General features: G+C 38.9%; 22 protein-coding genes. 13 read left to right on the top strand and 9 right to left on the bottom strand.

Features of this window, described 5'->3' with window-relative positions; all coding sequences use genetic code 11:
- Position 1 precedes the first annotated feature (1 nt).
- From clpX to WCX87_RS08455, 6 genes are all read right to left on the bottom strand, one after another.
- Entirely contained in the window at positions 2–1,243 is a 1,242-nt protein-coding gene (gene clpX, locus WCX87_RS08480) for an ATP-dependent Clp protease ATP-binding subunit ClpX (RefSeq protein ID WP_345979206.1), read from the bottom strand.
- The gene (gene lpxA, locus WCX87_RS08475; protein WP_345979205.1) at positions 1,243–2,025 is read right to left on the bottom strand and encodes an acyl-ACP--UDP-N-acetylglucosamine O-acyltransferase; all 783 of its coding nucleotides are present in this window, start codon (positions 2,023–2,025) and stop codon (positions 1,243–1,245) included. Before lpxA ends, clpX begins: the two co-directional genes overlap by 1 nt.
- The gene (fabZ, locus tag WCX87_RS08470) at positions 2,025–2,468 is read right to left on the bottom strand and encodes a 3-hydroxyacyl-ACP dehydratase FabZ (RefSeq protein ID WP_345979203.1); all 444 of its coding nucleotides are present in this window, start codon (positions 2,466–2,468) and stop codon (positions 2,025–2,027) included. The genes lpxA and fabZ overlap by 1 nt, the downstream gene beginning before the upstream one ends.
- A gap of 51 nt (positions 2,469–2,519) precedes the next feature.
- Positions 2,520–3,602: an epoxyqueuosine reductase QueH gene (locus WCX87_RS08465; protein WP_345981106.1), complete on the bottom strand. Its 1,083-nt coding sequence runs from the start codon at positions 3,600–3,602 to the stop codon at positions 2,520–2,522.
- A gap of 188 nt (positions 3,603–3,790) precedes the next feature.
- Positions 3,791–4,063 (bottom strand): hypothetical protein, encoded by a 273-nt coding sequence (locus WCX87_RS08460; RefSeq protein WP_345979201.1) that lies wholly within the window; start codon positions 4,061–4,063, stop codon positions 3,791–3,793.
- 386 nt (positions 4,064–4,449) lie between these two features.
- Positions 4,450–4,773, bottom strand: a complete 324-nt coding sequence (locus WCX87_RS08455; RefSeq protein WP_345979199.1) for a hypothetical protein — start codon at positions 4,771–4,773, stop codon at positions 4,450–4,452.
- A 173-nt stretch (positions 4,774–4,946) separates the two neighbouring features.
- On the opposite strand from WCX87_RS08455, the gene WCX87_RS08450 reads away from it, so the two are divergent.
- A complete protein-coding gene (locus WCX87_RS08450) occupies positions 4,947–6,086 on the top strand; it encodes a hypothetical protein (protein WP_345979197.1) in 1,140 nt (379 codons plus the stop codon).
- Between the two features lie 28 nt (positions 6,087–6,114).
- Here WCX87_RS08450 and WCX87_RS08445 read toward each other — a convergent pair whose 3' ends face one another.
- Together WCX87_RS08445 and WCX87_RS08440 are read right to left on the bottom strand one after the other, a co-directional pair.
- Positions 6,115–6,495 (bottom strand): hypothetical protein, encoded by a 381-nt coding sequence (locus tag WCX87_RS08445; RefSeq protein ID WP_345979195.1) that lies wholly within the window; start codon positions 6,493–6,495, stop codon positions 6,115–6,117.
- A 9-nt stretch (positions 6,496–6,504) separates the two neighbouring features.
- Positions 6,505–7,011, bottom strand: coding sequence for a peptidylprolyl isomerase (locus WCX87_RS08440; protein ID WP_345979193.1), 507 nt, complete (start codon positions 7,009–7,011; stop codon positions 6,505–6,507).
- Positions 7,012–7,101: 90 nt separating this feature from the next.
- Here WCX87_RS08440 and WCX87_RS08435 point away from each other — a divergent pair, with 90 nt between their 5' ends.
- The 3 genes from WCX87_RS08435 to WCX87_RS08425 all read left to right on the top strand — a co-directional run bounded on the left by WCX87_RS08435 (position 7,102) and on the right by WCX87_RS08425 (position 11,234).
- Positions 7,102–8,319, top strand: coding sequence for a HAMP domain-containing sensor histidine kinase (locus WCX87_RS08435; RefSeq protein WP_345979191.1), 1,218 nt, complete (start codon positions 7,102–7,104; stop codon positions 8,317–8,319).
- Positions 8,319–8,984: a response regulator transcription factor gene (locus tag WCX87_RS08430; RefSeq protein ID WP_345979190.1), complete on the top strand. Its 666-nt coding sequence runs from the start codon at positions 8,319–8,321 to the stop codon at positions 8,982–8,984. Before WCX87_RS08435 ends, WCX87_RS08430 begins: the two co-directional genes overlap by 1 nt.
- Before the next feature lie 126 nt (positions 8,985–9,110).
- Complete coding sequence (locus WCX87_RS08425; RefSeq protein ID WP_345979189.1) at positions 9,111–11,234, top strand: methyl-accepting chemotaxis protein; 2,124 nt, start codon at positions 9,111–9,113, stop codon at positions 11,232–11,234.
- Between the two features lies 1 nt (position 11,235).
- Here WCX87_RS08425 and WCX87_RS08420 read toward each other — a convergent pair whose 3' ends face one another.
- A complete protein-coding gene (locus tag WCX87_RS08420) occupies positions 11,236–12,105 on the bottom strand; it encodes an AraC family transcriptional regulator (protein WP_345979187.1) in 870 nt (289 codons plus the stop codon).
- A gap of 204 nt (positions 12,106–12,309) precedes the next feature.
- On the opposite strand from WCX87_RS08420, the gene WCX87_RS08415 reads away from it, so the two are divergent.
- The 9 genes from WCX87_RS08415 to acs all read left to right on the top strand — a co-directional run bounded on the left by WCX87_RS08415 (position 12,310) and on the right by acs (position 23,495).
- Positions 12,310–14,472, top strand: coding sequence for an FUSC family protein (locus WCX87_RS08415; RefSeq protein ID WP_345979185.1), 2,163 nt, complete (start codon positions 12,310–12,312; stop codon positions 14,470–14,472).
- Complete coding sequence (locus WCX87_RS08410; protein WP_345979183.1) at positions 14,463–14,660, top strand: DUF1656 domain-containing protein; 198 nt, start codon at positions 14,463–14,465, stop codon at positions 14,658–14,660. The genes WCX87_RS08415 and WCX87_RS08410 overlap by 10 nt, the downstream gene beginning before the upstream one ends.
- 15 nt (positions 14,661–14,675) lie before the next feature.
- The gene (locus WCX87_RS08405; RefSeq protein WP_345979182.1) at positions 14,676–15,548 is read left to right on the top strand and encodes a biotin/lipoyl-binding protein; all 873 of its coding nucleotides are present in this window, start codon (positions 14,676–14,678) and stop codon (positions 15,546–15,548) included.
- A gap of 178 nt (positions 15,549–15,726) precedes the next feature.
- On the top strand, positions 15,727–17,052 hold the full coding sequence (locus tag WCX87_RS08400) for an OprD family outer membrane porin (RefSeq protein ID WP_345979181.1): 1,326 nt from the start codon (positions 15,727–15,729) through the stop codon (positions 17,050–17,052).
- A gap of 16 nt (positions 17,053–17,068) precedes the next feature.
- Positions 17,069–17,383: a DUF485 domain-containing protein gene (locus WCX87_RS08395; RefSeq protein ID WP_345979180.1), complete on the top strand. Its 315-nt coding sequence runs from the start codon at positions 17,069–17,071 to the stop codon at positions 17,381–17,383.
- Positions 17,383–19,047 (top strand): cation acetate symporter, encoded by a 1,665-nt coding sequence (locus WCX87_RS08390; protein WP_345979179.1) that lies wholly within the window; start codon positions 17,383–17,385, stop codon positions 19,045–19,047. The genes WCX87_RS08395 and WCX87_RS08390 overlap by 1 nt, the downstream gene beginning before the upstream one ends.
- A 58-nt stretch (positions 19,048–19,105) precedes the next feature.
- A complete protein-coding gene (locus WCX87_RS08385; protein ID WP_345979177.1) occupies positions 19,106–20,920 on the top strand; it encodes a putative nucleotidyltransferase substrate binding domain-containing protein in 1,815 nt (604 codons plus the stop codon).
- Positions 20,920–21,540: a 3'-5' exonuclease gene (locus WCX87_RS08380; RefSeq protein ID WP_345979176.1), complete on the top strand. Its 621-nt coding sequence runs from the start codon at positions 20,920–20,922 to the stop codon at positions 21,538–21,540. Before WCX87_RS08385 ends, WCX87_RS08380 begins: the two co-directional genes overlap by 1 nt.
- A complete protein-coding gene (gene acs, locus WCX87_RS08375; protein WP_345979174.1) occupies positions 21,540–23,495 on the top strand; it encodes an acetate--CoA ligase in 1,956 nt (651 codons plus the stop codon). The genes WCX87_RS08380 and acs overlap by 1 nt, the downstream gene beginning before the upstream one ends.
- The last annotated feature ends 128 nt before the right edge of the window (positions 23,496–23,623 follow it).

Genomic DNA, 23,623 nt, shown 5'->3' with positions numbered 1-23,623 from the left:
CTTATGCAGTTTTTTGCTCAGTTTTTTTAATATAGACAGGTTTTTCACCGTTTTCTATTACATCTTTTGTTATCACTACTTCATATCCGCTGTATTCCGGAAGTTCATACATGATATCTATCATATTCTCTTCCAGGATCGCTCGGAGTCCGCGTGCACCTGTCTTTCTGTCGATAGCTTTTTTTGCGATCGCTAAAAGTGCATCATCTTCAAAAGTAAGTTCGACTTTATCGATAGCAAAGAGTTTTTTGTACTGACGTACAAGTGAGTTTTTAGGCTCAGTAAGGATTCTTACCATATCTTCCTCTTTGATCTCGTTTAAAGAAGCGATAATAGGCAGACGTCCTACAAGCTCAGGGATAAGACCGTAGTGGACAAGATCATCCGGTTCGACTGCGTCAAAAGTGGTTTTGATCTCCTCTTTTGTTTTTTTGTCATGTCCGAATCCAAGAACGTTTTTACCCTGTTTTCTTTTTAGTATCTCGTTTAGACCGTCAAACGCACCGCCGCAGATAAAAAGTATGCCTGAAGTGTCTATCTGGGTAAACTCTTGATTCGGGTGTTTACGTCCGCCTTTTGGCGGGATGTTTACCATTGCACCTTCGATGATCTTAAGGAGTGCCTGCTGTACGCCTTCACCTGAGACATCACGTGTGATAGAACGGTTTTCGCTCATTCTAGAGATCTTATCGACTTCATCGATAAATACGATCCCCTGTTGTGCACGCTGGATGTCACCGTCAGCTGCTTGAAGAAGACGAGTCAGGATGTTTTCGACATCTTCACCCACATAACCCGCTTCAGTCAGACTTGTCGCATCAGAGATAGCGATAGGAACGTTTAAGACACGTGCTATAGTCTGAGCTAAAAGAGTCTTACCGCTACCTGTCGGTCCGATAAGAAGGACATTAGATTTTGCGATCTCTGTATCATCCTCTTTTACATCTTCTGTCTTGAAAATTCTTTTATAGTGGTTATAAACGGCAACGCTTAAAAGCTTTCTTGCTCTCTCTTGACCGATGATGTACTGGCCTAGGAAGTTGTCAAGCTCTTTTGGAGTCATAAGTTCGCCTACTGCTTCAAGCAGGTGAGCGTTACTCTCTTTTGTTTCCTCTTCATCACCGAACATGATCTTATATGCTGAAAACACACAGTTTTTACATATATAAACACCGTTTCCGGCAATTAACGGATTTTCATCACTCTCTTGTGCGTCACAAAAACTACAATGTCTATGTATCATTATAATTTCCTCTCAAATGGGATACCACGCTTTGTTTTTATAATGAAATTACAAAGTTTTTGTACGTGATGGTTTGAACTTGTCTCTAAAAGATGGTTTGCAACATCTTTAAGCGGTTGTCCAGCTTCAAAAAGATCACGGTAAGCTGATTTTAGCTCATCTATCTCGCTTCTTTCCAGATGACGTCTAAGTCCTGTAAGGTTCAGACCTCTGATGCTTGCGCGATTCCCTTCAGCCATACAGTACGGAGGGATATCCTGAGCCAGTGCAGAAGCACCTGCTATCATCGCAAAATCTCCAATATGAACGAACTGATGTATCGGAGTCATACCGCCGATAACGACATAATCACCCATCTCGACGTGTCCTGCTAAAGTCGCAGCATTTGCCAGGATACAGTGGTTGCCGATAAGGACATCGTGACCGATATGTACATATCCCATAAAAAGGTTGTGGTTACCGATGATAGTCTTACCGCCGCCGCCTTTTGTACCCGGATTGAAAAGTGTGAACTCTCTTATCTTGTTGTTGTCACCGATGATAAGTTCAACATCTTCTCCGGCAAACTTCAGGTCTTGAGGAACGGAACCTAAGACTGAATGTGAGAAGACATGGTTGTTTTTTCCGATGGTAGTCTTACCGTAGATACAGCTTCCTTGGTCGATGATAGTGCCGTCACCGATAGTCGCCTGTGCAGAGATGAAACAATACGCTCCTATCTCTACATCTTCGCCGATTACTGCACCCTCTTCAATGATAGCTAATGGTGATATTTTACTCATTATTTGTCTACAACCATTGCTTTAAGTTCAGCTTGTGCTACTATCTTGTCGTCAACGTATGCTTTACCGTCAAGCATCCAGATAGCACCTTTGTTTTTGATAACGCTTACTCTGTACTCTAAACGATCTCCGGGACGGACAGGAGCACGGAATTTTGCGTTGTCTATACTCATAAAATATACGACTTTCTCCGCCGCTTGCTCTTTTGTCATATCCATGCTTTTAAATGCAAGTATCCCGCCTGCTTGTGCTAAGCCCTCTAGTATCATTACACCAGGGTAGATCGGGTGACCCGGAAAGTGACCTTGAAATACTTGTTCACCTATAGTGACATTTTTGTATCCGATCAGGTTTTCACCGTTATTTACTTCTGTGACTCTGTCAACAAGTAAAAATGGGTAACGGTGCGGAATAATCTCTTGAATCTCTATAACATCCATCATAAAACAGTACCTTATATATTTGTGAATTGAGACATTTTACCAAAATATTTGTTAAATTTCGATTATCTTCTCTTTTGTGTCTTCATATATCTTCGCATCGAGAGTAAGAGTAAGCTTCTCATCTGGTATCTTTTCTAACACGATAATCGGTGTCAGATCATAGATGCTTTTTGTGATCTTAAAGCGTAATTCTGCCTCCTCTTCATATGAAAGAGGATTGTAGATAAGCTCTTTTACGGAGCCAAAACTCTTACATGTAAGAAAGTTGAACTTTTCCAAAGTGATAAAGCGTATCTCTTCGCGGTTGAAGTAGAAAATGCCGTCTATCTCAGCTTCGATTCTGCCTTCGGCTCTTTTTCTTGAAAGTGTCGAGTAGGAGAGTGCGTAAGCAGCAACGGGTGTAGATTTGCCAAGAGTAAGCTTACATGTAAACTGTCTGTAGTTTAAAAACTTGTGTTTTTGTATCCTGTACTCTCTGCCTTTGTCTTCAAGTTGCATTCTGTAGCCGTAAAGCGAAAGTCTCTCTTCGATGGAAGCGGGTAAAACCGTATTTGAGATAGGCGAGAACATCTCATCCATCAGCTTGTCCTGAGACTCTCTTTGCATAGTCAGACCATAGATACATCCGCAGTAGTCCTGACGGTAAAGCTGCTCCTCTTTTGTGACACGGCTTTGGTCCTGTGTCCCGCCGCCGCTTCGGTAATCCACCGCGATGAACTCCACGCCGTTTTTCTTGTAAAACTCATCGCCCACGCGTTTGAGCTGTTCTTGAGACTTTAACGGACTCACAAGCAGGGTGGTCGTCATCTTTTTTTCGCCCAGTTCCAGGGCTTTGTGTGCACTCACGTCAAAGCGTTTGTCAAAACAGACCTCGCAGCGTTTTCCTTTTTCAGGCTCCTTTTCAAGACCGCGAACCGCGTCCATCCAAGCCTCAAAATCATACTCGCCTTCCAGCAGGTCGATGTCAAGTTTTTTACATGAGCGTTCTACATCAAGATAGCGCAGACGATACTCGGAATAGGGATGGATATTGGGGTCGTAAAAAAAGCCCGTGAGTTTTTCTTCGGGAAAATCGTTTTTGAGTTTTTCTAAAAAAAAGTGGCTGTCCACAGAACAGCAGATATGTACGAGCATAGTTTGTTTTCCCTCGTTCTCATCATCAAAGTGTGAGAATGTTATATTATTGAAATTATAGTTTAATTCCACCAATATCCAAAATATCACATCTGTATTTTCAGATTAGGAATGCATACTGTAAGAGATTAATCAAAATTCTGATACACATTTCTATCTTATAGTTATGAAAGTGAGAATAAGCTTTACTAGCCGATATGCTTTCGCATAACATAATGATATACATTCTGATCTTTAATTGTCATACTGTATGCATTAACAAAATTCCATTCATCTTTAGCCATATGGTTTAGTGCATCAATCATTGAATTAAACTTTATTGTTTTTCCAGATGAATCAGCAAGAGGATTTGAACCACCAAACCAACTTTTTTCCTGTCCAAAATCAACTTCAATTTCTACTTTGTTTTTAAAAAAGCCTGTAGCTTTTCCTACAATCTCACAATATACTTCTCTTGCCATATTATTATCTCCATTTATATATAAGTATTTATTAAACAAGCATTATACTTATTTATTTTCGATAACAAAAACAAAATTATTGAACAAAGAAAATCTTTACATGTAAAGCATAAAGCTCATTTCATCTAGCCAAGTTCCGGTGAAATTTTTTGTGAACACTTTTTGCTATTTATCTATTGATTTACATATTTGTATGCAGATACTTCTAAACTAAGGAAATGTCATGAAAAATGGTTTATTTCGAGTTGATGTTGTAAGTACCCATAGTCCAAAAGTTAATCAGAACAACCGATTTTTAAAAATGGTGAAGGTCAATTTGATGCCTTGCGATAAAGGAGGCTGATCCTTACGTAATGGCATAAATGTACTGCAGTGAAAGTAAGAGTTTACAAAGTCTCTATATTCACAAGTTCCACACGGTCGCACTCTTTTTTGAGCAGCTTCTTATTATTCGCATCCTCTTCGGCGAGAACGAGGAGGTCTGCGAAGTCGTTTTTGGATACCTCTACGGTATGCAGCTCTTTTTGAGTCTCTATCTTTATGACAGCATCCGTATTTGACGCAAGTGCTATGTTTCTGTAGCCTTTGGCAAACTCCGACTTTATCGCTTTTGCTATCTTTTCGTTTTCAAGCAGCTCGCTTATGGAGATCTCTTGATTCAGATCACTCTCGCATAGTATTTTATAGGTGACCATAATATTTCCATCCATCTTTGCATATCCTTGCATTAGTTTTCTTCTATGATATGCCCTGCATTATAGGTAAAAATAGAGAAAAGCACAAATTATCTGACAACTAGACATAAAAAATGAAAAATCAAACTCGGTTGTTTTAAGCGGTAGTACTTCATTATTTCTCTATAATTTAGAAAAAAGAGATTTTAATGAATATGTTTATGCTCCATATACTCTTTTTATCTCTGTTCATAGGTCTTGATCTGTTCGCAGATACAAATACGAACATTGAACAGAGTGATGCAAATATGACCATCGTACAGAGCGATGCAAATGTGACGAGCGAGCAAAACGATATAAATATGACAATGGATCAAAACAGCAGTTATGTAGATATTGTACACAGAAAAATCTCGACAAAAGTGGTCGAGATCTCTGAGAAGATAGATACTTCACTTAGTGGATTTATGAAAGATGACGGGAATAATAGCTCTACAAATGATAAAAATGTCAGTGCCGAGCTAAAACAGTATGAACAATCGATCGATGCATTTTATAAAAATAAAAAATATACAGAGGAAACAGATGAAACATATGTGAGTATCAGGCTTTTTTCCTATTTTCAGACAAAAGAGAAAAGCCAATATGATGCTTCTGTAAATGCACAAGTACCGCTTGTACGAAGTCAGAAAAGATTTAAGCTGTTTATAGAGAATCTCAGTAAGGACTCCAGTGAGGCTCATCTGCCGCAAGAGCCTCAAAAGACTGACAATACTCCAACAATAGGGGTCAGTTACTTTGCGCCTCTTTATGAAAAAATAAAATCAAAATTTTACATTGCATCACAAGGACTCAATCCTCTTGCAAAAGCAAGGGTTTACGTAGACATTAAGGCAGGAAAATGGACGATCGAACCTGTGCAGACATTTACGTATTCAATAAAAGACAGATTTGAAGAGGAAACAAATCTCTATTTCGATTATCCGACATCAAAGACTACCTTGTTCAGGACTACTCTGCATCGAAAAACAAGAGACAAGTCAGACGGCATGGATTATGGTCTTTCATTCCAACACTTTTGGACGCTTAAAAGAAGAGCAGGGATAAGTCTTACTCAATCATTCGGAGGCAATACGGAGTATGAATTTTTAAATAAATATGGTGAGAGGGAGAAATATAGAGAAATAAGTTATTACGGAACATCCCTCAGCTGGCGTGAAAACATTTTGAAAGAGTGGTTATACTATCAGATAACTCCGGGTGTAAACTTTCAAAAGCAGTATGATTTTCAAGTCAACTATACAATAAGTTTTTTGTTTGATATCTATTTTGGAAATTTAAATTATTAAATGAGTTTTAATGGTGATGTAAGCGGTCTTAAAAGACGCTTACGGTGTAAAGAGGACTCTCTTCATCTTCCTGTTCAAGAAAGAGTTCGATGGTATGAACTTCATAGTGTCCTTCATAACGTATCTCGATCTTTTCTTCATGGACAGTCATGGGAAAGACAAGTCCTGAATCGTTCATCGTTTGAGTCAGATGTGCTGCTAAGATATCTGCACTTTCGACCATAATGTCGTCAAACTTATCTTCGATGATATCTTCAAGATCGTTGAGACGTTCAAATGCAGCTTCATCTTCTTGAAATAACACTTCATCTTTTGTTACATCGTCAGCAAGTTTTTTCCCGCAGTATGGACAAAAGACAAAAGGAGGAAAGGTTCCCTCAAAGACGACGTTATCTAAGCAGTTGCACATATGGACGACTTATTTTGATTCTAAGATCTCGACAGACTCGATCGCATCTCTCATCTCGATAGAATCTAAAACAGCCATGCTATCAGCGTCAGTTGCTTCGATCCCGCCAAATACAGTGTGAACACCGTCAAGGTGAGGACACGGTACAAAACAGATAAAGAACTGGCTTCCACCTGTGTTTGGTCCCGCATGAGCCATAGAAAGTGTTCCCTTTACGTGTCTGTGAGTGTTTTTGTCAGTCTCACAAGGGATAGCCCAACCCGGTCCACCTGTACCAGTACCTTGAGGACATCCGCCTTGAGCCATAAAGCCCGGGATCACACGGTGAAAGTTAAGACCGTTATAGAAACCGTCGTTTACCAGGTGAGCAAAATTCGTTACAGTGATAGGTGTCTCTTCAGGGTAAAGTTTTACCCACATAACACCTTTGCTTGTAGTAAATTTAGCCCATTGCATTTTAGCTAGTTCGTCTTCGTTTATATCGTATTTTTTTAGTTCTCTTCCAAAAAATGACATTGTAGTACCTTGTATAGATTTGATTTTTGAAATTATAGTCAAAGTTTTGTAAGAAGTCTAATTTTAGTCACATGACTGTATAATCACACTATGAAAATCGAATCTTTTTTTAAAAATATGACCATTAAACAAGCTAATATCTATACGGTTATTATCGTATTTTTGTTTAGTTTAGTCTTTGTGTCTTTACTTGTCTCGCAGATATATAAAGACTATGAGCAGTCTCTGGTGGAAAATCTTATTGTTAAAAATCTGGACATCAAAGACAATAAATTGATGGAGCAGAAAAAAGAGATACTCAAATCGATACTTATTAAAACGATATTAGCGATCGTGACACTTTCTTTTATTCTTTTTGGAATAGCCTTCGGTGTTTTTAAGATATTTAACGCTCTTTTGCAAAGTGACACGGAACAGTTCTTGGAGTTTTTTAAAAATGCCGCATATGACGACAGGTCGATGAACGCTAATACGCTTTTTTTTCAGGATTTTAGATTGATGGTCGGGCATATAAACAGTATGCTTGACACGATACGCGAGCAAAAAGATTCTTTGCAGGAGTTAAATCTGCATCTTGAGGACAGGGTCAGAGCAAAGACGGCTAACTTGAAGCTCATAAATGAGAACCTCTTACAAGAGAAAAGCCAAAAAGATGAGATATTACAATCACAAAAAGAGTTTTTACGTTATACCGTCCATGAGACGAACACACCGCTTAGCGTCATCCTTACAAGTATAGAACTCTTTGTGATGAAAAATCAAAAAGACAGACAGCTTTCTAAGATAGAAGCAGCAGCAAAAAACATCTTCAATATCTACGATGATCTAAGTTATCTGGTCAAAAAAGATCAGGTGGAGTACCCGAAAGTCGCCATAGATATAGAACGTTTTTTGGTCTCAAGACTTGATTTTTTTGCAGAGGTCGCTGAACTTTCAAAAGTAAGATTCGAGTATGTTTCCGATTTTAAAGGCAGATACATATACTTTAATGAAACGAAACTTCAAAGGATCATAGACAACACCATCACAAATGCCATCAAGTATACACTTGCGGGAGAGGTCGTACATGTAAGCCTGAAACCGGACGGGACATTTGTCGAACTCTCCATGGGGAGCCGTTCAAAGACCATAGAAAATACAGATAAGATATTTGATGCATACTACAGAGAAAACAAAACGGAAGAGGGATTTGGTATAGGCTTACAGCTTGTAAATACGATATGTAAAGAGGAAGATGTCGCGATCTCATTGAACTCAAGTGATGAAAGAACAACTTTTACATATAGATTTAAGATGATGGGTGAGTGATGAAGATACTGCTTTTAGAAGATGAAGTGATGCTAAACGAGTCCATACAGGAGTTCCTTGAAGCCGAGGGACACAGGGTAGACACATATTTTGACGGGCTTAAAGCATTTGACGCTTTAAAAGTAAATAGCTATGACCTGCTGATCCTTGATATCAATGTCCCGGGGATGGACGGGCTTACATTCTTGGAAAAACTTCATGAACTTAAGGTTCATGTGCCTACCATCTATATAAGTGCACTTGTTGATATCGAAGATATTTCACGTGCATATAACCTCGGATGTTACGACTACCTGAAAAAACCTTTTCATCTTAAAGAACTGGCTTTGCGTCTTGACAGAGTGGTGCTCTCAAATGAGGTACCAAGAGTTCATCTGCGTCTTTCAAAGAACTACAGCTATGATCAGGAACACAACACTCTTCTTTTTAACGGATATCCGCAGATCCTTACAAAACGACAATCGCAGATCATAGACCTGCTTGCAAGAAACCGCGGAAGAGTGGTCGATTTTGAACAGTTTCGGATCTATGTCTGGGACGAGCAGATAGTCGATAACGCCACCATCCGTGCAGAGGTCAGCCGTTTGAAAAAGTCTATGCAGGAAGACGTAATAATCAACGTCCGGGGCATGGGCTATATGATCGACAAGCCTCATTCTTCTTAAACACTACATTACTCATTTTTAGATTTCAATTCATTATAAATACTTATATCTTTGCTACGTTCGTGCTATTTGTTTTTTATATACTTCGAAAATATTCAGTTTTGAAAGTATAAAGGGGAGAATGGCATGATGAAATCAATGTCTATAAGGGTAAAGTTACAATTGATCATAATCATTACAATACTGGTTGTAACGGCAGTGGTCATGGTTCAGTCTATATCAAGCATATATAGTCTGAGTGAACAAAACATCCAAAAGTATAAAGAGGAAGCGTATAAAAACAAAGAGATAGAATTAAAAAACTATGTATCTGTCGCAGTAAAATCGATAGACTCTTTTTATCAGAGAACATCAAGTGAAAAGATCAAAAAAGAGGTAGAAGAGTCTCTTCAGGTGCAAACGGATTTTCTTTTCAGCATACTTGAAAAAGAGTATGAAGAAAATAGGGGCAAAATGCCAAAAGAAAAACTTGCCAAGCGTATAAAAAATATCGTAAGTTCCGTGAGATATGACAATGGCAACTATTTTTGGATCAACGATACGGCTCCAAAAATGGTGATGCATCCAATGAAGCCAGCATTGGACGGGAAAGACCTTTCAGAGTTTAAAGATCCAAACGGAGTGTATCTTTTTAACGAAATGGCAAAGGTTGCAAAGCAAAAAGGAAAAGGGATCGTAGAGTATAGCTGGGCAAAACCCGGGTTTGACAAACCACAGCCCAAAGTCTCTTATGTAAGGATATTCAAACCGTTTAACTGGGTGATAGGAACGGGTGCATATGTCTCAGACGTTACTGCAAAGATGCAGCAAGAAGCGTTAGTGACTATTTCTGAGATGAGATTTGGAAAAAGCGGGTATTTTTGGATAAATGATACGACTCCAAAAATGGTGATGCATCCGATAAAACCTGAACTAGACGGAAAAGATCTCTCACAGATGCAAGATGCCAACGGCATGTATCTGTTTAAAGAGATGGCAGATATAGCAGTTAAAAACGGTTCGGGGATGCTTCAATATTTTTGGGCAAAGCCGGGGTTTGATAAGCCGCAGCCGAAAATGTCGTTTGTAGAACTTTTTAAACCTTGGGGATGGGTGATAGGGACAGGTGAGTATATTGATAATATAGAAACAAAGATCGCACAGATGAGAGAAGAAGCCACTCAGGAAGTCGTGGCTACAACTACAAAGATGATCTTGATATCTATCGTCATCGCTGTTATCATAACTCTAGTCGTATCGTTTATCGCTAAAAGAAATATATTGAATCCTATCAACGATATCTTACATGTAACATCGGATCTTGCAGAAGGTGAGGGTGACCTGACAAAAAGAATATCCATCAAAAGCAATGATGAGATCAAAGATATAGCCAAGTATATGAATCAGTTTATAGAGAAGGTACATTCAAGTATCAAGATCGTTAAAATGGGCAGTATAGAGAATTCATCAATCTCTCATGAACTATCCGTTACTTCATTGGAAGTCGGTAAAAATGTTGAAAAATCTGTCTCTATCATCGATGATGTCACAGAAAAAGCGACGGATATCATCGGTGAGATAATGAACTCCATTGATGATGCGAAAAAGAGCAAAGAGGAGATCATACAGGCAAACGGTATTTTGAATGAAGTAAGATCGGAAATCGTAGAGCTTACTAAAAAAGTTCAACTCAGTGCACAGAACGAATCAGAACTTGCTTTGAGTATAGAAGCGCTTTCAAAAGATACCGAACAGGTTAAAAGTATTTTAGATGTCATATCCGATATAGCGGACCAGACAAATCTCCTGGCACTAAATGCTGCCATAGAAGCAGCTCGTGCAGGTGAACATGGACGCGGTTTTGCAGTTGTTGCCGATGAGGTCAGAAAACTGGCAGAGAGAACACAAAAAAGCCTGACAGAGATACAGACTACGATAAGTGTCATCGTTCAAGGCACATCTACTGCAAGTGAACAGATGAACAGCAGTTCAGAAGATATGAACAAGCTGGCAGAAGTATCCTCAGAAGTTGAGAATAAGATAAACACAACGACTGACATTGTCAATAAAGCAACCGCGACGAGTGATAGGACTGTCAAAGATTTTGAGAGTACCGGCATTCATCTTGAAAATATTGTAAAAAGTATCACTGAGATCAATACGATGTCTACGCTAAATGCAAGAAATGTAGAAGAGATAGCAAGTGCTGCTGAACATCTCAATAATATGACAGCAGAACTTACACATAAACTAGAGCATTTTAGAACATAAATTATAACTGTATAGGCAGACAATAAGTGAGGACGAACAATCCGTCTTCACTCAGGTAGTCATTTTTTTCATAGATGACATAGGTAGGCTTTGCCGTAAGCTTGTAACCACTTTGGGGCAGCCACTCAAGGTAGATCCATTGAATAAGCCGAAAGATGTCATTTTTATACCCTTGGGCTTTAAACTGTGCATAGATTCCTCCTTCTATGGAAAAAGAAGGAAAGTCTATTTTTTTGGGTTTAATCTTGTCGTCTATACGTATGCCTGCAACATAGTTACAGTCTTGCAGTGGAGTGATCGCGGGATTATCATGATAAAGTGCTATATTCGTATACTCTTTGATATCGTTTGTAAGTATAAATGCTTTTAGTTTTTGCCAGCACTCTCGTATGCCTTTGTTATATCCACGGTGGCGGATATAATAGATCTCAAATGCTGGGAGTTTTTTTATATCAACTGAGAGGTCTGAATAATCTTTATCTGTCATACAGTCCGCATTTTCCAACAATTTGTTGGAATAATCCATAAAACCTCCCTTTCTCCACTCTTTTGGTGACATACCAAAACGTCCTTTGAACGCTCTTGTGAATGATGTCTGAGAACTATACCCGCAGCTTGCAGATATATCTGAAACGCTAGAGTTCTTATTGGTTAAAAGCAGATTAGAGGCTTTTTGCAGACGGATAGATTTGATAGTTTCGTATATATTGAATCCAAACTCTTGTTTAAATATTCTGTGTAGATGGAATTTAGAGATTTGAAAATCGGAACTTATGGTATCTAAGTTTATATCCGAGTCAATATAGTTATAGATGTAATGCATCAGATCGTTTGTGATCTTGGTTCTTTGTACGGAAACTTCTTTTCTCATACGATATTATAGCAATAAATGGTAAAAAATAGAGCAAAAAATGATAAATTAATTGTCAATTTATGTATAGAAAATAATTTTACAAAGACCTATAATCTCACTGTTCATTTCATATTATTGGACACTCAACACACTACCTCTTGTATGTTTGACATACAAGAGGTTTAACTACGTTTTTACAGAATATTTTCAATAGGCACAAAGATGTCTCTTCCAGACAACGTTTTTACAGATAATAGATTATTTGATCCGCTTCAAAGAGCTTTTTTAACTTGGGCAACTTTGGATGCTCCTGTACTTATTTATATGGTTAAAGCTTCCATAGCAGCTGTTCTTGCACTTGTTATTTCCTTAGTACTTGATATGTCTGATCCTAGGACTGCTGTCTTCACGACTTTTTTGGTTATGCAACCTCAAAGCGGACTAGTATTTTCTAAAAGTTATTACCGTGTACTTGGAACCATTGCAGGGGTTATAGTTTCTGTTGTTTTGGTGGGATTTTTTGCACAGCAAAGAGAACTCTTTATTGCGTTATTTGCTTTGTGGATAGGCATAGCTACTGCAGCAGGATTCAAATTTAGGAATTTTCAGGCATATGGTTTTGTGCTTGCGGGGTATACTCTTTGTATAGTGGCACTGCCTGTTATTGACAGACCCGAAGAGGTATTTGATGTTGCCGTTGCTAGGTTTTGGGAAGTACTCATAGGTATATTGTCAGCTACTTTTGTCAGTGATACTATTTTCCCGAGAAAACTAAGTAACTCTCTTTTGACGACGGAAAGAGAAAGATTCTTAAATATCATCGACACTATATTGGATGAGGAAGCTCTTTTTTTTAATAAGAACACCTCAGATACTAATGTAGCAAAATTCTCTAGCGGCGTCATAGGTCTTAATGCTGTAAGGACCAATAGTAGTTTTGAGAGCGGATATGACCAAAAAACAAGGCAGAATGCAAACAGGCTCAATCAGGAATATATGAACTTGTCTACGACTTTTCATTCATTGAAAAATATAATCACGACGATGGACGCTGAGAAAGACAGAGAACTTTTAGAGATCCTGCAAAAAAGTCATGCCATTATTGCGCGTACACTTAAAAAATATCATACGACACTTTTTTTAGAGGAATTAAATAGTCTTATTAGCGAGCTTTTAAGAACAAAAAGCGAACTAAAAAGTTTTTTAGAACAGGCACGATGCAGGCAAAAAGATATTATTGATGCTGATGCATACAATAGATTTGTATCAATAAGTAGTCTTATGACACGTTTATTAAGAGAGTTGTATCTATATGCACTAATATATCTTTCATTTATGAAGCATAAAGACTCTAAAAAACACAAAAAAGAGCTGAGTCGAATTATACGTTTTGAGACTCATACGGACAATATGCTTGTGGCAGTTGCCGCTCTACGCGGTAGTGGAGTGTTACTTGTTACGATGATATTTTGGATATTTACAGGTTGGCATTATGCAACACTAAGTGTTACATTGAGTGTAGTTATTGGATTACTGCTTGGAACTCTGCCGACACCACTGATCGCCGTGTACAACTTCTTTAAAGGTGGAGTGGCTGCTGTTGTGGTAGCAGGCGTGTATGATTTTTATATCATTCCAAAATATGCAAATGACATCGTTACGCTCGCTTTAGTCCTCGTACCGGTATTTGCATTGGTCGCATGGCTTACGACACAACCAAAATGGAGCGGTATATCCTTAGGGTTTGTTTTTTTGTTTATGTATCAGTGTACACTAGACCCCTATTACAGAGTTGATACCGGAGTATTTTTAGAAAGTACTCTGGCATATATGATCGGTATTTTATTTGCAGGCGGAGCATACCTGCTTGTCAACTTTTGGTCATGTTCGCTTATGCAAAAAAGGGTTGCCAGAGTATTAAGAAAACAGATTATAGAAGCGTGTGAAGAGAGAGTAGAGATGCAAAGAAGTGCTTTGGAGAATACGGGAAGAGACCTTGTACAGCAGTTTTCTACACAGGGACGTCTCAATATCCGTTCAAGCCGTGTGGTGTATGAGTGGCTGCTTTCGACTCTGGAGATAGCAAGAGCGATAATAGTCATACGCAAAAACATGAAAAAGATCGAGTATGGATATAGGTCTTTTAAGATAGCAGGAGCACTAAAATCTATCGCAGTGTATTTTAAAAATCCTCTCGAGTCGAATGAAAAAAAGCTTATGACAAGTATCCAAGAGGCTTTAAGTGTTTTGGATCAAAAACGTATATCGTCAGAGCAGCGGTATCAAAAACGCTATCTTGCCATTGCCGATGAATTGGTTCTTATTAGAACAATATTTATCTATAAGATCAAACTTCCTATTGTCAAGGAGGATACATGCCACTAGATGTAACACTGATGGGTGTACAGATGCCCACACTACTACTCGTGTTTAGCGGTATGGCTGTTTTACATATTTTACTGGATAAATTGATGGCTGAAAGCGGAATATACACATACGTATGGCATCCTGGACTCTTTAGGACAGCGGTGTTTATCATCATGTTCTCAACCGTATGTTTATTTATATATTGATAAGGAATAAAAATAATGAATAGTAGAGTATCTGCTCTTTTACGTTACACCATAACTTTTGCTGTCGTAAGTGCGGCTATTGTGATCGGTGTGAAGTTTTGGAACGATTATATGAATGGTGCATGGACTAGAGACGGAAGAGTAAGAGCCGATGTTGTAATGGTCACAGCAGATGTTAGCGGTATCGTCAGTGATCTGTTCGTCATAGATAATCAGTATGTAAAACAGGGAACTCCTCTTTTGCAGATTGACAAAGAAAGGTTTATGCAGGCACTTGATGAAGCAAGAGCTCTTGTCGACATTAAAAAAGCTCAATATATAATGAAAAAGAAACGTTATCAAAGACGTGCGACTACTAATAGCGATGCTATTCCAGTTGAGAGCAAAGACGATTCACAGTTAGAACTGGTAATGGCAAAAGCCGAATATGAACAGTCGTTGTCTTTGTTGCAAACTGCACAGCTTAATCTTGAACGTTCTACAGTAAAAGCGATATCGGACGGATGGATCTCAAATCTACTTCTAAAAAAAGGGGATTATGCAAAGAGAGGTGAGAGCCGAATGGCACTAATAAAAAAGGATTCATTTTGGGTGTACGGGTATTTCGAAGAGCATAAACTATCTTTAATACATGTAGATGATGAGGTAGAGATGAAGATGCTTGGAAGCGACTATGTATTAAAAGGCCACGTGGAAAGCGTGGCAAGAGGAATATCAGATAGAGACAATATAACGGGTGAGAGCCTTTTAGCAAATGTGAATCCTACATTTACATGGGTACGTCTGGCTCAGCGGATTCCTGTTCGTATTCATATAGATGAAATACCGACAGGTTATACATTAATCGCTGGTATGACTTGCTCGGTTAGTATCAAATCTACACACTGATATATATCTGTCATTTCATTTAAAGTAAAAAAAATGTAGCATCTAATATAAAAGGTAACTAAATGTAACAAAAAAAGAAGAAACTATAATATTATATTATGATCATCTGTTTTGCTATGTTCATGCTATTTTTGTCATTTACCATTGTACTGTTGAGTAAAGATAAGGAGACAATGAAATGACAAAAAGATTAGCAATAAGTCTAGCAGCTGTTGGTCTGCTAGGAAGTATAAACACATATGCAGCCGATGATCTTAGCAGCATGTTTAGTAAAGGGAAAACAAGTGGGCAGGTTCGTATGTTTTCTATTGACAGAAAATATCAAGGAAGTGCAGGGAATACCTTACACCGTAATGCTACGGCACTTGGCGGACATCTGAAGTTTGAAACGGCTGACTATGAAGGACTAAGTCTGGGTGCAGCGTTTTATACTACAAACCGTATAGCGTCTTCACCTGATATCGACCCGTCACTATTTGGAAAAAACAGCGACGGATACTCGATCCTAGGTGAGGCATACTTACAGTACAAATACAGCAATACGACATTTAAAGGCGGACGTCAAAAACTTGATACTCCGTTAGCTGGTTCAGATGACGCAAGAATGCTTCCAAACCTTTTTGAAGCATATGTAGTGACTAACACTGATATTCCGGATACTACTTTACTTGTAGCTCACGTAACAAAGTTTGCGCAAGGGACTTTCGGTCGTGTTTATACTAGCGGTATCTTATCTGCAACATCTGGTTATTCATATACAGATGCAAAAGAGCAGGTGGGTGATTTCGTAAATATGGGTGACTATGCTATCGGCAGAACAACTGACGGTGTTACTGTAGGGTCAGCTACTTATGCACCAAATAAAAACGTAAAAGTCCAAGTTTGGGATTATTATGCTTATGATATATTAAATGCTGTTTATGGACAGGTAGATCTATCTTGGAACTGTCTTCTAACAGATAAAGTGCATCCGTTTCTTTCTGGTCAGTTCATAAAAGAGAATGAGGTCGGAGATAAGTTTGCAGGAAACTTGGACGGTATGTACTGGGGTGCGAAATTCGGTGCAAAAGTCGAGAATTTTACGGCTTATGTAGCGTATTCTGAGACGAGTGCGAATAGTGCGGCAGAAGCAGCAACTGGTCTTGCAAATGCCATTATCACTCCATGGGGCGGTATGCCGGCATATACGCAAGGAATGGTGACACGTCATCAGTTCTTAGCAGGTACGAAAGCAAGCAAAGTTGCAGCATCATATAATTTTAAAGATATGGGTGCAAACGTGTCTGCGACAGTATACTATACATCTTTTGATATGGACAAAAACAGCGGTTACGGCATAGAACGTACTACAACTGAACCGGGTTTTGATATCATATATAATCCGGAAGTAGTGAAAAACCTTCAACTTCGTCTTCGCGGGAACTTCCCGAGAAAATATGCAGAAAGTGCATCAGGCGATACTGGCTGGGATGAATACAGACTTATAGCTAACTATAATTTCTAATAAAAGGAAGTAAACAATGAAAAAAGAACTTGTTGAACAGATCAAAAATGATCCAAATTATAAAGAGTTGGTTGCAAAAAGAAGTGCTTTTTCAATAAAGCTGACTATTGCAATGCTCGTGGTTTATTTTGCTTTTATATTAACGATTGCATTTGATCCGTCACTTTTAGGTGCTCCACTGTCGTCTGATTCTGTTACTACTGTCGGGATTCCTATAGGAATAGCAGTTATCGTATTTGCATTTATACTTACAGGTATCTATACAAAAAGAGCAAACGGCGAGTTTGATGATCTTTCAAACAAGATCAAAAACGCTATAAAGGATAAATAATGAATAGAATTTTTACATTTTTAGCACTATCGGCTATCGCTCTTTTTGCTTCTGGAGCAATCGAGGGAGAGGTTGTTAAACAATCGTTAAACGTTTCAGCGATCGTTATGTTCGTTATCTTCGTAGGTGCGACTCTTGGTATCACTTACTGGGCTGCAAAAAGAACAAAAAGCGCGAAAGATTTCTACACAGCAGGTGGAGGGATCACAGGTTTTCAAAACGGTATGGCTATCGCGGGCGATTATATGTCTGCAGCTTCGTTTCTTGGGATTTCTGGTCTTGTTTACTTAAAGGGTTATGACGGGCTTATCTACTCTATCGGTTTTCTAGTCGGTTGGCCGATCATCCTTTTTATGATCGCTGAGCCTCTTAGAAATTTAGGTAAATATACATTTGCAGACGTTGCATCATACAGACTTCGTCAAGGACCTATCCGTACACTTGCTGCGTTTGGTTCTATCGCTACTGTTATTTTGTACCTTATCGCTCAAATGGTCGGTTCTGGTAAGCTTATCCAGCTTCTTTTCGGTCTTCAATATGAAGTAGCTGTTATCCTAGTCGGTGTACTTATGGTTCTTTACGTAACATTCGGCGGTATGCTGGCGACTACTTGGGTACAGATCGTAAAAGCATTTTTACTTTTAGCGGGTGCTACATTTATGGCTATCGCTGTTATGGCACATTACGACTTTAGTTTCTCGACACTGTTCTCACATGCGACTGAGTTAAAAGGTACGGCTATCATGAGCCCGGGTGGACTTGTAAGTGATCCTGTATCAGCTATCTCGTTAGCAGTAGCGTTGATGTTCGGTACAGCCGGTCTTCCACATATCCTTATGAGATTCTTTACGGTCGGTGATGCGAAAGAAGCTAGAAAATCTGTTTTCTTTGCAACAGGTTTTATCGGGTATTTCTATATCCTGACTTTCATTATCGGTTTTGGTGCGATAGTTTTGGTTTTCCAAAATCCACACTATTTAGACCTTGCAAAACAGTCGATTGAAGGCGGTTTCCCAATACTTGGCGGAAACAATATGGCGGCGATCCACTTAAGTCACGCAGTCGGAGGAGATTTCTTTCTAGGATTTATCTCTGCTGTTGCGTTCGCTACAATATTAGCAGTTGTTTCAGGTCTGACATTAGCGGGTGCATCTGCGATATCTCACGACCTTTACGCTTCAGTGTTTAAAAAAGGTCAAGTTGACGGTATTACTGAGATGAGAGTATCGAAAATAGCTACTGTTGCTTTAGGTATCGTGGCTATTATCATGGGTATCGCGTTTGAGAAACAAAATATCGCATTCGTTGTCGGTCTTGCTTTTGCTATCGCGGCATCTGCAAACTTCCCGATCCTTTTCCTTTCAATGTACTGGAAAAAACTTACGACTCGCGGTGCGGTGATCGGTGGAAGTTTAGGTCTTGCAACTGCAGTACTTCTTGTGATCCTCGGCCCTATCGTATGGGTACAGATACTTGGAAATGCAGAAGCGATCTTCCCATATAAATATCCGGCACTGTTCTCAGTACTAGTGGCATTTATTGGGATCTATATCTTCTCTGTTACTGACAATTCAGAAGCTGCACAGCGTGAGCGTGAAGCTTTTGAAGCGCAATATATCAGAAGTCAGACTGGTATCGGTGCAGAAGGTGCATCTGAACATTAACAAAAAAACCGGTGCAGATCTTTCTGCATCGGTCATATACTATTAGGAGAGTCGTGCTTTGAGCATACTTGATCAAAGAAAACTTATCGAGTCCATTCATCCCTTTGAACTGCTTAGTTCGTCCGTACTAGACGACCTTATGAGCAAAATGGATATTGCTTACTACCCTAAAGACACTCTTCTATTCTCAAAAAACATCCCTTCAATTGCATTTTATATCATTATCAAAGGTTCTGTAAAAGAGTATATTGATGATGAAATCCACAGTTTTTTCGGTTCAGGCGACAGCTTTGATGCTGATGCCCTTATCTATGGAAAGACGGAAGGAAAATTTGTCGTTGATGAAGACCTGATATGTTATGAGATCAAAAAAGATGATTTTGTAGCTCTTTTGGAAAATAAAGATGTTCAGGGTTATTTTTTACAAGACTTTGTAACACGTCATCAACAGCTAAAAGAGTATCACACACAAAGTGACTTGACTCCGTTTTTGATCTCAAAGGTCAGCGAGATCTATCTTCACAATTCATGCATCGTCGATGCCGATACCAGTATATTTGATGCTTTGCAAAAACAAAAAGAGCTGCAGGCAACTGTTATACTTGTCAAGCATGAGGGAAGTTATGCCATAGTTACCGACAGCAATCTAAAAGAGAAGGTCCTTTTAAAGGGAGTTGATGTCCATTCTCCTATTATAGAGATAGCGACACGAAAACTCATCAGCATCGATATAAACGAGTTTTTGTTTAATGCACTGATACTTATGACACACAACAGCATAAAAAGAGTTGTCGTTATGGACAAGGGTGAAGTCAAAGGTGTACTTGAACAGCTTGATCTGCTCAGTTATTTTGCAAACCATTCGCATCTTGTAGCGGTTCAGATAGACAGGGCACAAAACGTAGAGGATCTCAAAGATCTTCAAAAAGATCTGAAGAACATCATACTCTCTCTTGATGCCAAAGGGGTAAAAGTAAGATATATCACGAAACTCATCTCTACGTTAAACATGAAGATATATAAAAAAGTGTTTGACATGTGTGTAAGTGAAGATCTGCGTGAGAAATGCGCACTTGTAGTGATGGGTTCAGAGGGAAGAGAAGAACAGAGTATCAAGACAGATCAGGACAACGCACTGATTGTCAAAGAGGGTATGGATGTGGAACTCTTCACTGAACCGATGATGCGGTTAAACAGATTTCTGCTAGATATCGGATTTCCGGTATGCAGCGGAAATGTGATGGTAAGCAATGAGTTTTATAGACGTGACGAAGCAAGTTACAGAGCACTTATAGATGAGTGGATAGGAAGTTTGGATGAGGCAAATCTACAAAGTCTCAGCATCTTTTTGGATGCGAAATGTGTTGCCGGAGATAAAGCCCTGTTGGAGGGATTAAAAACATATCTGTTTGAAAGCTTCAGTGCAAGAGATGATGTATTGGCACATATCGCCAAATCGGTGCTCAACTTTGAGACACCTTTGTCTCTATTTTCAGGCTTTGTCTTAGAAAAAAGCCACCATAATAAACTTGATCTAAAAAAAGGAGGTATATTCGCCCTGGTTCACGGGATAAGGACATTATCGTTAGAGTATAAAATCGATGTGACAAACACGATAGAAAGAATAAAAGCACTTAACAATAAAGGGATATTTGACAAGACGTTTGCAACGGAGCTTATAGAGTGTTTCGACACTTTATCATCCATCAGACTTAAAGCGATGCTTGAATCAAAAAGCATGGATGAGATAAACTATATAAATCCTAACAATCTGCAAAAGATCGACATCGATTTGTTAAAAGACAGCTTTAAAGTCGTAAACAAGTTTAAAAAGTTTATGATCTTTCATTTCCATCTCAATATGGTGGGCTGATGCTTTTCTCTTTGTTGAAAAAATGGAAAAAAAGTAGAAATTTGTCAAATTTAAAGGAGAAAGAGTTCTCTTTTTTATTTGACGAGGACACAAGCGGGGAGTTTGTCGTATTTGACACGGAGACAACTGGACTCGATCCAAAAAACGATGAGATACTTTCCATTGGAGCCGTTAAGATAAAAGATAATAAGATATTGACTTCACAAACATTTGAGGTTTATCTTAAAAACTCTAAAGATATCTGTTCTAAGAGCATAGCGATACATCGCATAAGAGAGTGTGATCTCAAAGATGCAAAAAGTCCCGAAGATGCTGTAAAGGAATTTTTACACTTTATAGGATCTAGAACTTTGATTGGGTATTACTTAGAGTTCGATGTAGAGATGATAAACAAGTATATAAAACCGATGATAGGCGTAACGCTTCCAAATGAGATGATCGAGGTTTCTGAAATCTATTTTGAAAAGACAATTACCTTGATACCTCAAGGAAATATTGATTTACGCTTCGATACAATCTTAAAAAATTGTAATGTACCGAATATGGGTGTCCATAATGCAGTCAATGACGCTATTATGACAGCCATGATATATTTAAAACTTACCAAGGAGAAAAAATAATGACAGAAGTAAAACCAGTATTTAAACCAAACAAAGAATTTGCAAAAACTGCAAGAATTAAAAATATGTGTGAATATCAAGCGTTGCAAGATGCTGCAATGGAAGATTACGAAGGTTTTTGGGGAACTTTTGCAAAAGAGAAGATCGACTGGATAAGACCGTTTGATACAGTACTGGATGAAAGTGCGTATCCGTTTGTAAAATGGTTCAACGGGGGAAAATTAAATGTCGCTGCTCAATGTATCGACCGTCACCTAAGTTCTCGTAAGAACAAAGCGGCTATCATATTTGAAGGTGACAGAGGTGACAAGCAGATCATCACATATTTGGAACTTTACTACAACGTAAACAGATTTTCAAACCTTTTAAAAAATGAGTTTGGTGTAAAAAAAGGTGACCGTGTCGTTATCTATATGCCGATGATCCCCGAAGCTGCATACGCTATGCTTGCTTGTGCGAGAATCGGTGCGATCCACTCTATCGTATTTGGAGGTTTCTCTTCTGAAGCACTTCGTGATCGTATAGCAGATGCTGAAGCAAAAGTGGTCATCACTGCTGACGGTGCATTTAGAAAAGATAAGCCGTATATGCTAAAACCGGTCGTTGATGAAGCACTAAACGGTGAAACTCCTGTAGAAAAAGTGTTAGTGGTTGAGAGAAACGGCGAAGATGTTACTTGGGTAGCAGGACGTGATTATTCGTACAATGAACTTATCAAACATCAAGCACCTACATGTGAAGCTGAAGTGATGGATGCAGAAGATCCGTTGTTCCTACTTTATACATCAGGTTCTACAGGGAAACCAAAAGGTGTTCAGCACAACCAGGCAGGATACATCCTATGGGCACAGATGACTATGGAATGGGTATTTGACGTAAAAGAGAACGACACTTACTGGTGTACTGCCGATGTCGGCTGGATCACAGGTCATACATATATCGTTTACGGACCGCTTGCTATGGGTGCTACGACTGTAATGTTCGAGGGTGTACCGACATATCCTGATGCAGGACGTCCATGGAAAATGGTAGAAGAGTATAAGATCAATCAGTTCTATACAGCTCCAACAGCTATCCGTGTTCTACATAAATCTGGAGAAGACGAGCCTAAAAAGTATGATCTTTCAAGTCTTAAAGTACTTGGAACCGTCGGTGAACCGATCGATCCTCCGGCATGGAAATGGTACTATGAAGAGGTAGGAAGTTCTAAGTGTGCTATCGTGGATACTTACTGGCAGACTGAAACGGGTGGACACATCGTTTCTCCTCTTCCTGGAGCAACACCTATCAAACCTGCATGTGCGACATTCCCTCTTCCGGGTATCATGGCAGAGATCCTTGACCCTCAAACAGGTGAAAAAGTCGAAGCAGGTGAAAGCGGTTATATGTGTGTGACACGTCCTTGGCCTTCAATGATCAGAGGCATCTGGGGAGATCCTGAGAGATTTGTAAAATCTTACTTCGGTGATGTTAAAAAAGATGGTAAAGCTGTTTATTTTACAGGTGACGGTGCTGTTTATGATGCGGATGGTTACATCACGATCACAGGTCGTACAGATGATGTTATCAACGTATCAGGTCACAGAATGGGAACTGCAGAGGTCGAAGCAGCGATCAAAAAACATCCAAATGTGGCAGAGGTCGCAGTTGTTGGTAAACCTCATGATATCAAAGGTGAGGGGATCTTTGCTTATGTCGTACTAAAATCAGACAAAGGTGTGGCAGACGAAGTCGAAGAGGTAAAAGCTATCAACAATGTTATCAAAAAAGAGATAGGAAATATCGCTTTATGTGATGATATCGTTTTCGCACCTGGACTTCCGAAAACTCGTTCAGGAAAGATCATGCGTCGTATCCTTCGTTCGATCGCAAAAGGCGAGGCTATAACACAAGATATCTCAACTCTTGAAGACCCTAGCGTAGTCGAAAAAATCGAAGCTATGGTAAAAGGTTGATCTTTAAACCAACGCTATAAACATCATAAAGAAGTGGATAACGCTTCTTTATGATAACTCCTTACATGTAAGAAAAATCCTTTCAATACGTAAAAACAACACTCCGTAAAAATGGTATAATTTCACAG

It is taken from the genome of Sulfurimonas sp. HSL3-2 (genome assembly GCF_039645965.1).
GTDB lineage: Bacteria > Campylobacterota > Campylobacteria > Campylobacterales > Sulfurimonadaceae > Hydrocurvibacter > Hydrocurvibacter mobilis.
Note: the sequence above shows the minus strand (reverse complement) of the source record. Positions and strands in the feature narration are given on the sequence as shown.